Origin of the sequence: Allobosea rubneri, assembly GCF_032464875.1 — a bacterium.
GTDB lineage: Bacteria > Pseudomonadota > Alphaproteobacteria > Rhizobiales > Beijerinckiaceae > Allobosea > Allobosea rubneri.
The window spans coordinates 136,204-146,292 of the sequence record NZ_JAWDID010000001.1; the positions used below are offsets into that span (position 1 = coordinate 136,204).

7 protein-coding genes are annotated in these 10,089 nt (G+C 66.8%); 3 read left to right on the top strand and 4 right to left on the bottom strand.

The window, feature by feature from the left end:
• Positions 1-80: 80 nt before the first annotated feature.
• Genes RKE40_RS00640 through RKE40_RS00655 form a run of 4 tightly spaced genes read right to left on the bottom strand, consistent with a single transcriptional unit; the run spans position 81 to position 4,429 of the window.
• On the bottom strand, positions 81-1,553 hold the full coding sequence (locus RKE40_RS00640) for an exopolysaccharide biosynthesis polyprenyl glycosylphosphotransferase (RefSeq protein ID WP_316016311.1): 1,473 nt from the start codon (positions 1,551-1,553) through the stop codon (positions 81-83).
• A gap of 39 nt (positions 1,554-1,592) precedes the next feature.
• Positions 1,593-2,585, bottom strand: coding sequence for an NAD-dependent epimerase/dehydratase family protein (locus RKE40_RS00645; protein ID WP_316016312.1), 993 nt, complete (start codon positions 2,583-2,585; stop codon positions 1,593-1,595).
• A 39-nt stretch (positions 2,586-2,624) separates the two neighbouring features.
• Positions 2,625-3,452 (bottom strand): WecB/TagA/CpsF family glycosyltransferase, encoded by an 828-nt coding sequence (locus RKE40_RS00650; RefSeq protein ID WP_316016313.1) that lies wholly within the window; start codon positions 3,450-3,452, stop codon positions 2,625-2,627.
• A complete protein-coding gene (locus RKE40_RS00655; RefSeq protein WP_316016314.1) occupies positions 3,449-4,429 on the bottom strand; it encodes a UDP-glucuronic acid decarboxylase family protein in 981 nt (326 codons plus the stop codon). Before RKE40_RS00655 ends, RKE40_RS00650 begins: the two co-directional genes overlap by 4 nt.
• A gap of 686 nt (positions 4,430-5,115) precedes the next feature.
• Here RKE40_RS00655 and RKE40_RS00660 point away from each other — a divergent pair.
• From RKE40_RS00660 to RKE40_RS00670, 3 genes are all read left to right on the top strand, one after another.
• Positions 5,116-6,291, top strand: coding sequence for a polysaccharide biosynthesis/export family protein (locus tag RKE40_RS00660; RefSeq protein ID WP_316016315.1), 1,176 nt, complete (start codon positions 5,116-5,118; stop codon positions 6,289-6,291).
• 38 nt (positions 6,292-6,329) lie between these two features.
• The gene (locus RKE40_RS00665; protein ID WP_316016316.1) at positions 6,330-7,739 is read left to right on the top strand and encodes a mannose-1-phosphate guanylyltransferase/mannose-6-phosphate isomerase; all 1,410 of its coding nucleotides are present in this window, start codon (positions 6,330-6,332) and stop codon (positions 7,737-7,739) included.
• A gap of 99 nt (positions 7,740-7,838) precedes the next feature.
• Positions 7,839-10,073 (top strand): GumC family protein, encoded by a 2,235-nt coding sequence (locus RKE40_RS00670; protein ID WP_316016317.1) that lies wholly within the window; start codon positions 7,839-7,841, stop codon positions 10,071-10,073.
• Positions 10,074-10,089 lie beyond the last annotated feature (16 nt).

Consider the following 10,089-nt stretch of genomic DNA (forward strand, 5'->3'; position numbering starts at 1 on the left):
TCGTTGCTTTCCTCCGCTCCCGGCGACTTTGCCGGGCTCCAGCCATCGCGGAGGGCCATCGTCTTCTTCTAGCTCCCGCGCTAGCGCGCGCCTCGCGAGGTCAGCACCGCCGGGAAGGTCTCGAGCAGGATGTAGATGTCGAGCCAGAGCGACCAGTTCCGGATGTAGAACAGGTCCTCCTCCTGCTGCACTTCGAGGTCGCCGCCACTGCGCGAGCTGACCTGCCACAGGCCGGTCAGGCCGGGTGGGACGCTGACGCGGACCGACTGGAAGCCCGGATCGAAGCTCGCCATGTGATAGTCGGGGAAAGGCCGCGGCCCGACCAGGCTCATGCCGCCGCGAACGATGTTCCAGAGCTGCGGCAGTTCGTCGAGGCTGGAGCGGCGCAGGAAGTGCCCGATCACCGGCAGAATCCGCGGATCGTCCTTGAGCTTGAAGAAGCGCTCCCATTCGGCCCGCGCCGCCGGGTTCCGCTCCAGATGCTCCTGGAGGCGGGTTTCTGCATCGGCATACATGGTGCGCAGCTTCAGGACGTGCAGTTCGCGGCCGTCGCGCCCGACCCGGCGCTGCCGATAGAAGGCGGAGCCGGGATCGGCGATCTTCACCGCGAGAGCGAGAAGCAGGATCAGAGGAGCGGCCAGCGTCAGCACGGGCACGGTCACCGCCAGGTCGATCCAGCGCTTGACCGCGAGATGCCCCGGCCTGAACAGGTCAAAGCGCACTTCGAGACCGAGTGCCCCGCCGAGATTGCGGGTGTTCAGGCCGATATTCGGCAGCCCGCCGACATTCTCGGAGACGACAACGTGCGGCGCGCGAACATCGGACAGTGATATTGCAGCCCTGCCCTCGCCAGGCGCGAGATCGGCCGCCGTCACGATGGCGACTTCAGCCATCTGGGACAGCCGGGGCAGGTCGGCGAGGCCGCCCAGGATCGGAACCGGCAAGCTCTCGGTACCGTCCCCATCAGGCCGGTTGCTGATCAGCCCGACCGGGCGCAGCCCCAGCTTCGGATCGCGCAGCAGGCGCCGGGCCATCGGGCCGCAGATCTCCGGGGAGCCGACCAGGACCGTTGGCGCCCCCCACAGGCCGGCGCGCATCAGCATCAGGCGGACCAGCCCTTCCATGTAGTAGCCGATGACGAACAGCCCCGCGCCCAGGCAGAGGATGGCGAGCAGGTTCTCTGGCGCATGCCAGATGCTCAGCGCCAGAGCCGCCATCACGGCAAGCATCAGCGCCGCCTGGGCCCGCAGCCGCAGCCGATCGATCGGGCAAGGGCCCCAGCAAGCGTATATGCCGAACAAGGCGTGCAGCGGCACGACCAGAACGGCTGCGGCCGATCCAAATTCCCAGGCGTCCCATCCCGTCGCTGGCGCGACCTGCGCGGCCAGCGCAGCGGCGAGGCCGACGGCAATCAGGTCGCCGGTCACCAGCGCCGCGACCACGACGCTACGGCGTCGCGACCAGGCGCCGCGGCGCCATTCCGTGCGCGCAGCCGGCGGAAGGCGCGCCGCGCTCAGCTCCGGCGAAGCCGCCGGCGATACGGCCACAGGCATGATGCACGCCCTCCCGCTTCCCCTTTGTCTGCCGCAGCGCTATTCCGCCGCCTGCACATGCGGCGCGTCGGCCTTCCGCGCCAGCATCTCAGCGATCCAGCGATAGGTCGGCTTCAGCCCATCCTTCAGCAGGATGCTGGGCTCCCAGCCGAGCACTTCGCGCAGCCGTGAATTGTCGCTGTTGCGCCCGCGGACACCTTGCGGACGCGAGCGGTCATGCCGCTTGACGAGCCGCTTGCCGGCGATCTCGGAGACCATGTCGACGAGCTGGTCGACGGAAACGAGCTCGTCCGTGCCGAGATTCAGCGGCCGGTCGTAGTCGGACCGCATGATGCGGAAGATGCCCTCGACGCAGTCGTCGACATGCATGAAGGAGCGCGTCTGCTGGCCATCGCCCCAGATCTCGATGGAGGAGCCGTCGGCCGCCAGGGCGACCTTCCGGCAGATCGCCGCCGGCGCCTTCTCGCGGCCGCCATCATAGGTGCCGAGCGGTCCGTAGACATTGTGGAAACGCACGGTGCGGGTCGGGAAGCCCCAGTCCTCCGAGAAGTACTGGCACATCTTCTCCATATAGAGCTTCTCGAGCCCGTAGCCTTCCTCCGGATCGGCCGGGAAGGCATCGTCCTCACGCAGCGGCGTCACATCGGGCTTGTGCTGCAGATATTGCGGATAGATGCAGGCCGAGGAGGAGAACAGGAAGCGCTTTACGTCGGCCTCCCGCGCCGACTTGATCATGTTCACGTTGATCAGCGTGTTGTGCAGCGTGATCGCGGCATGGGACGAGGTGATGTAGCCGATCCCGCCCATATCGGCAGCGAGGTGATAGACCTCGTCGACCCCTGAGACCGCTCTCTCGCAATTGCCGGGGACGCGCAGATCGAGCAGCTCGAACTCATGCGCCTTGCTCGCCTCGTACTCCGGCGCCTTGATGTCGACCCCGCGAACCTTGTGGCCCTGAGCGACCAGATACGAGACGAGATGGTGGCCGATGAAGCCGCCGGCGCCGGTGACCAGTGCGATCTTTTCAGGCATGTCGATCTCCAGCTCTGGATGAGAAACGGGATGTGAGGTTCAGCCGGCGATGAGACGGCGCAGACGCCGTCTCGTGCCGAGCCAGACGGTGGTCGCCGAACGCCGGACGAGATCGCCGGCGACGGCCGTGAGGAAGCCCGGAACGATGCGCAGATAGCGACTGCCGAGGCGGCGCGGTTCCTGGCAGAGCCGGAAGAACCATTCCAGGCCGTTGCGCTGCATCCAGAGCGGGGCCTGGGCCTTGCGGCCGGCGAGGAAATCGAAGGCGGCGCCGACACCGATCAGCACGGGAGCATCGAGGCGCGCACTATGGCTCGCCATCCAGTACTCCTGTTTCGGGGTGCTCAGCCCGACCCAGACGATGTCGGGCTTGGCCGCATTGATCTGCGCGACGACGTCGTCATCCTCCTCGCTGGTCAGCGGGCGGAAGGGCGGGCAGAGCGTCCCGGCGACGACGAGGCCCGGGCAATCGCGCTTCAGGACGGCGGCGAGTTGGTCGGCGACGCCCTTGTCGCCACCATAGTAGAACTGCCGGTAGCCGCGCTTGGCCGAAAGCGCGCTGAGCGCCCGCATCAGATCCGGGCCGTAGACCCGCTTGGTGTCGGCGTGGCCGAGCAGGCGCGAGACCCAGACCAGCGGCATGCCGTCCGGCGTCGCCATGCCGGCCTTGTTGTGGATCGCCCGCAGGACGGGGTCGCGCCGGCTCTCCATCACGCCATGGGCGCCGGTGATGCAGACATAATGGTGCTTGCCGGCAGCGATCCACGACTCGATCGTGTCGAGCGCCTTGGGCAGGTCGATGGCGGCGACGCGGACACCGAGGATGTCGACACGCGACAGCTGGGGGCGGGAGATCGGCGCGTTCATGCCACCACCTTCAGCTCCAGCGATTGCGGGGGAGCCGGCTCCCTGGCCAGGAGCTCGTCGAAATAGGCGATCGTGCGCGAGAGGCCGTCCCGCAGTTCGACCCGCGGCTTCCAATGCAGCAACTCGGAAGCGCGTCCGATATCGGGGCAGCGCTGGCGCGGATCATCGGCAGGAAGCGGGCGGAAATCGAGCACCGAGCGCGAGCCGGTCAGCTCGATCACCGTCTCGGCGAGTTCGCGCACGCTGATCTCGTGCGGGTTGCCGAGGTTGACCGGCCCGATCACGTCGCCATCGACGTTCATCAGGCGGACGAGCCCGTCGACGAGATCGTCGACATAGCAGAAGGAGCGGGTCTGGCTGCCGTCGCCATAGAGCGTGATCGGCTCGTTGCGCAGCGCCTGGATAATGAAGTTGGAGACCACGCGGCCGTCCTGCGGGTGCATGCGAGGACCGTAGGTGTTGAAGATCCGGGCGACCCTGATACCGATGCCGTGCTGGCGCTGATAATCGTAGAACAGGGTTTCGGCGCAGCGCTTGCCTTCGTCGTAGCAGGCCCGCGGCCCATTGATGTTCACCAGCCCGCGATAGTCTTCGCGCTGGGGATGCACCTCCGGATCGCCATAGACTTCGCTGGTCGAAGCCTGAAGGATACGACTGCGCAGACGCTTGGCGAGGCCGAGCATGTTGATCGCGCCCATGACGCTCGTCTTGGTCGTCTGGACCGGATCATGCTGATAGTGGATCGGTGAGGCCGGACAGGCGAGATTATAAATCTCATCGACTTCGACATAGAGCGGGAAAGTTACGTCATGCCGAAGAACGTCGAAGTTCTTGTTTTCAAGCAACTCTGATATGTTTGCACGCGTCCCAGTGAAATAATTATCGACGCATACGACCTCATTCCCCTGAGCCAGCAATTTCCTGCAAAGATGAGATCCGAGAAAGCCGGCGCCGCCGGAAACCATAACCCGTTTCATTCTACTCTCCGGATTGCATACTCTGATGAGATCAGCCGCACTTAAGAGAACAGTCATTCCTGATCTTGTATTTTTATGCGTCGAGAATGACTTCTTTTCGCCCCGTATCGATTTTGAATTTTTACTTACATTATCAGATTGCTAAGTATTTATAATTGCGTGCCGCCACAATTGCTATTTTGGAGCATCCTCGACAGGCCGCTCTCATCTTGGGAGGTACCTCATCGCACCGCTTGGAAAGTGGCAGCCCATTGGGGGGAGGCGTGGCGATTAACCGCCGGCGAAATCCTCGTTTGCGACGGCTGCCTGTGCTGGCCGCGAGGCGCTTCTTCATCAGCAAATTCCAAAAATAACCGAACATATTCAGCAATTTAAATATTGACGGCCGCGGGGTAGCCCTTTCGCGCCCTCCTCTTCGCCCGAATGCGCCCGATCGAAAGCGGCGCGGTGCTCTAGCCTGTCTGCCATGCCTGCTTCTTCCGGCCGGGAACGACGACCTCGCCGGCCGGGTGCGAAGGCATCGAGGAAGAGGCCGAGCCAGGAAGGGTGGAGCGATGTCCGTCTCCCAGAAGATCGCACCGGCAGCCATGCCGAGAGCGCCCGGGCACGGTCCGCAGAGGCGTAATGGGACGCGGCAACTGACCTGGTTGGCGGCATTCTGTGCGATCGCGCTCCAGGCATCTCCCGTGAGAGCGACCGAAGCCACCGCCTACCGCGTCGCGCCGGGGGACCGGATCGGCATCACCGTCTTCGGCCAGGCCGACATGTCCGGCGAGACGATGATCGATGCCACGCACAGCATCGCCGTGCCGCTGGTCGGATCGATATCGGTGCGCGGCCTGACGCTGAAGGAAATCGAGCAGCGCGTCGCGAAGAGCCTGGCCGACGGCTATCTGCAGAACCCGGTCGTCTCCGTGAAGCTCACCGAGCCACGCCCGATCTACGTCGTCGGCGATGTCCGTACCGCCGGCGTCTACCCCTATCGCCACGGCGTTTCGGTGCTCGGCGCCGTCGCGCTGGCCGGCGGCTTCACCGTGCCCGAGGAACAGGCCCGGGCCGCGCTGCGGACCGATTTCGTCCAGGCCGACGAGCGCGTCAAAAGCCTGGAGGCGAGCCGGCTTACCCTGACCGCGCGCCGTATTCGCCTCGAAGCCCAGCGCGACGGCCGCGAGCCGGATTTCGGCGGCCTGGAGAGCGGCCGGGGCATGGAGGAATTCACCGCGCAGCTGAAGACCAGCGAGGCGCAGCTCCATGCCTTCCAGACCTCCGCCCTGCAGCAGCAGGTCGAGATGCTGCAACAGCAGGAGCCGAAGCTTCTGGAGAACAAGCGCTATGTGCAGGAGCAGCTCAATGCCGAGAAGCGCCAGCTCGAGCTGATCCAGCAGCATCTCGTCGACTACAACGCCCTGCTCAGCTCGGGGCTGGCGCGGCGCTATACCGGAATCGAGCTGCAGCGCGAGGAAGCGCGCAACCGCGGCAATATCGCGCGCTTCAACGCCGACATGTCGAACATCGCAATCGCACAGGGTGAACTCGGCCTGCGGATCCGGGAAGTGCGCGAAGCCTTCCAGCGCCGCGTCTGGACCGAGATGCAGGACGGCGTGCAGCGCCTCGCCGAGGTGGAGGCCGCACTACCGGCGGCACGTCTCACCCGCGAGCTCCGGCTGCGCCAGATCGGCTTCGCCGAAGAGGCCAGCGGACCGCCGCGGCGCTCCCTGTTCGTGACGCGCCAGACCGATCAGGGCAGCGAGACCTTCCCGATCGCAGAAGGCGCCCTGCTCGCGCCGGGCGACATCCTGCGGGTCGAGCGCCAGCGCGAGACCGATGCAGCGTTGCCGCCAACCGCCGCCGCAATGCGTTGACGACCCCTTCTCCGCCGCCACCGAACCTGGAGCAAAACATGAGCTGCCCAATCCGGCCCTTGATCCTGTGTGGCGGCGCGGGGACGCGCCTCTGGCCGATGTCGCGCGAATCCTACCCGAAGCAGTTCGCCTTGCGGGTCGGAGGCTACTCGATCTTCCAGCAGACGCTGCTGCGGGTCTCCGGGCCGGAATTCGGCAGGCCGCTCATCATCACCAATCAGGCCTATCGCTTCATCGCCGAGCAGCAGCTCGCCGAGATCGACATTCTGGCTGATTTTGTCCTCGAACCCGCCCGGCGGGACACCGCTCCCGCGATCGTGGCCGCCGCAGCCGTCGCAGGCCAGCTCGACCCCGACGTGCCCCTGCTGGTCCTGGCCTCGGACCACCAGGTCCGTGATGGCGAGGCGTTCCGTACCGCCGTGCTAGCCGGGCTGCCCGCCGCTAAGGCCGGCTGGCTGGTGACCTTCGGCATCAGGCCGACCGATCCCGCCACCGGCTACGGCTATATCGAAGCGGGCGAGATGCTGGCGAATGGCGCCCGCGCCGTCCGCCGCTTCGTCGAAAAGCCGGATGCCGAGCGGGCCCGGCACTATGTGATGGACGGGTTGCTGTGGAACTCCGGCAACTTCATGGCCAGCGCCCGGACTTTGCTCGAGGAGTATGCGCTGCACCAGCCGACGAGCTCGGCGGCGGTCACGCTCGCCGCGGAGCGGGCCAAGGCGTCGCCGGGCGTCGTCGCGCTCGACGCCGCCGCCTATGCCGAAGCCGAGCAGCTCTCGATCGACTACGCCATCATGGAGCGGACGGTGCGGGCGGCGGTGGTCCCGCTCGCCTGCGGCTGGTCTGATGTCGGCAACTGGGACCTGCTCTGGTCGGTCAGCGACCAGGACGGGGCCGGCAATGTCAGCCGAGGCGAGGTCGTCCTCTCGGACGCCCAGCGTTGCTATGTCTCCAGCGACGGGCCGCTGACCTCGGTGCACGGCGTCGAGGATCTGATCGTCATCGTGAACAAGGACGCGATCCTCGTGACCGACCGCCACCGCAGCGGCGAGGTCAAGCAGATCGTCGAGGGCCTGCGCCGCACCGGTCGGCAGGAGGCCGACACCCATTGCAAGGTCTACCGCCCCTGGGGCTGGTACCAGGTCACCGATTTTGGCGACGACTTCCAGGTCAAGCGTATCGTCGTCAATCCGAAGGGGCGCCTCTCCCTGCAGAAGCACGGGCATCGCGCCGAGCACTGGGTCGTGGTCCGCGGCACGGCGCAGGTGACCGTCGGCGACAAGGTCAGCCTGCTGACCCCGAACGAGCACGCACACATCCCGCTCGGCGCCGTCCACCGCCTCGAGAACCCCGGCAACACGCCGGTCGAGCTCGTCGAGGTTCAGTGCGGCGATTATCTCGGCGAGGACGACATCGTCCGCCTTGAGGACATCTATCAGCGCGCCTGAACACGGGCGCGCCGCCGCCCTCGGCCGACCTGCCTCAGCGAAGCGAACGGCGAAGCCCAGCTCGATCCGCCCGCCCCGCGACGAAACAAGACAAAGGCGATGCAACCCACTCCGATCAACCCAGGCAAGCGCACCGCTTCCCCCTCAGAAGGCCGCGTCAAGGTCATGAACTGGGCATTCCAGAATCCGATCAGGCTGGAAGACGGTGCGCCCCGACATTTCGAACATGTCGGATACGAGGCCGGCCTCGCCCTGTGGCGCCGCCGGCGGATGATCGCGGGCCTGATCGTGCTGGCATTGCTCGGCGCGGCAGTCTTCGTCCTGCTGAGCGCGAAGCGCTACACCGCCACGGCCCTCGTCCAGATCGATTTCAGCCGGGACGATCCGGCCGGCGGGCGACGCAGCGCGGGCCTGCCGCTCGATGCAAGCGCGCTCGTCGAGACGGAGGCGCGGTTCGTGCGCTCACGCACGATCACGCGCCAGGTCGCCGAACAGCTGGCGGCCGAGGAAGCCGCGAAGCCCGACGCCCGGCCCAGCGATATCGCTCCCAGCCCGGCCCAGCGGGAGGCCCAGATCCAGGAGCTGATGCGCAATCTCACGGTCAGGAACGACAGCCGCTCCTATCTGATCGAGATCGGCTACACCGCCGGCTCCCCGGACAAGGCGGCGGAGATCGCGAACCGTTTCGCCGACACCTACCTTGCCAACCGCGGCGAGACGAGCTCGGCCTCGTCGCGCCGGGCCGCCGAGTGGTATTCGGATCAGATCGAGGTCACCAGGAAGAGCCTCGAACAGGCCGAATGGTCCGCCGCCGAATATCGGCGCAGCTCGGGCATCGTCGAGACCGGCACCGAGGGCGCGGCACTGCTCCAGCAGAGGATGCGCGAAATCTCCAGCCAGGCGAGCGCGGCAACACTCGCCCGGGTGAACGAAGAGTCGCGGCTGCAGCGCGCCAAGCAGGCCGTCGCCGAGGGCAACATCCCGGCGGACATCGCCGCGCTGCCCCAGATCCAGCGGCTCATCGAAAGCCGCGAGGCGGCCCGCCGCCAGGTGAGCACGCTGGCCGCCGCTACCGGCGAACGCCACCCGTCGGTGATCCAGGCGCGCACCCTGCAGCAGGAGGCGGAAGCGCGCCTTCAGACCGAGGTCACGAACGCCCTGGCGACGATCGCCGAAGACGTGAAGAGCGCAAAGCGGGTCGAGGAGGAGATCGAGGCCGGGGCCAGCAAGGCCAAGTCGACGCTGATCGACACGCGGGGGAGAGAGGCCGAGCTGCGGACCCTGCAGGGCCGGGCCGACGCCCTCCGCGAACGTCTCAAGACCCTGAACGAAGGCCATATGCAGGCGCGGGCCCTGGCGGAGCTGAAGCCGGTGGCCGCTCAGATCATGGCCGCCGCCGAGCCGAACCAGGTGCCGACCGGGCCGAAGAAAGGGCTGACGCTCGCTCTCGCAGGGATCGGGGCCGCTGCGCTCGGCGGGCTGCTGACCTTCCTGCTCGAGCGCCGGGACCTCGGCTTCCGCAAGGAAGAGGAAGTGCTGCCGACGACCGGCAGCCCCTGCATCGGCATGCTGCCGGCGCTGCAGCCGGGCGATGCCCGGGTCAACGCCGCAACGCAGCGCGAAACCCTGCGGGCGATCATCGCTTCCCAGCACCTCGCCGAATCCGGCAGCGCCAAGGTCGTGCTGATGACCTCGGCCCTTCCCGAGCAGGGCAAGTCGCAAGTACTCCACGACATGGCCCACTGTCTGGTCGAGATGGGGCGGCGCGTGCTGATCGTCGATGCCTCGCCGCGCAGCGAAATCGACAGCACCGGCAAGGTGGCGCTGGAAGACGTCATCGCCGGCAGCGCGGCCCGAAAGCGGGTGCTCGAAGGCGGCCGGCAATGGACGCCGGCCGAGGTCACAGCACGCAACCCGCTGCTGCGCCGACGCGCGCCCCCTGCGGTCGGAGAGTCGCGCCACCTATCGATCCTGCAGCGGCGCGGTGGCCTGTCGGATAGCGGTCCGGCCTTCTCGCCGGCGACGCTCGCGGACCTCGTGACCGAGGCGCGCTCTTCCTTCGACGTGGTGCTGGTCGAGGCGCCGCCGGTGCTGCTCGCTGCGGACGCGCTGATCCTCGCCCAGTTCGCCGACATCGTCCTGCATGCGGCGCGCTGGCACGACACGCCGAAGGCTACCGTCGCCGCAGCCATGAAGCGGCTCTACGACGGAGCGGTCAGAGTGCACGGCGTCATCCTGACCCAGGTCGACATGGAGCGCTACGAGAGCTTCCGAAGCTTCCGCGCCCCGCCATCGGCTCGCAAGATCCGCAAATACTACGCCGACTTCGACTGAATACCGGGAGGCAACC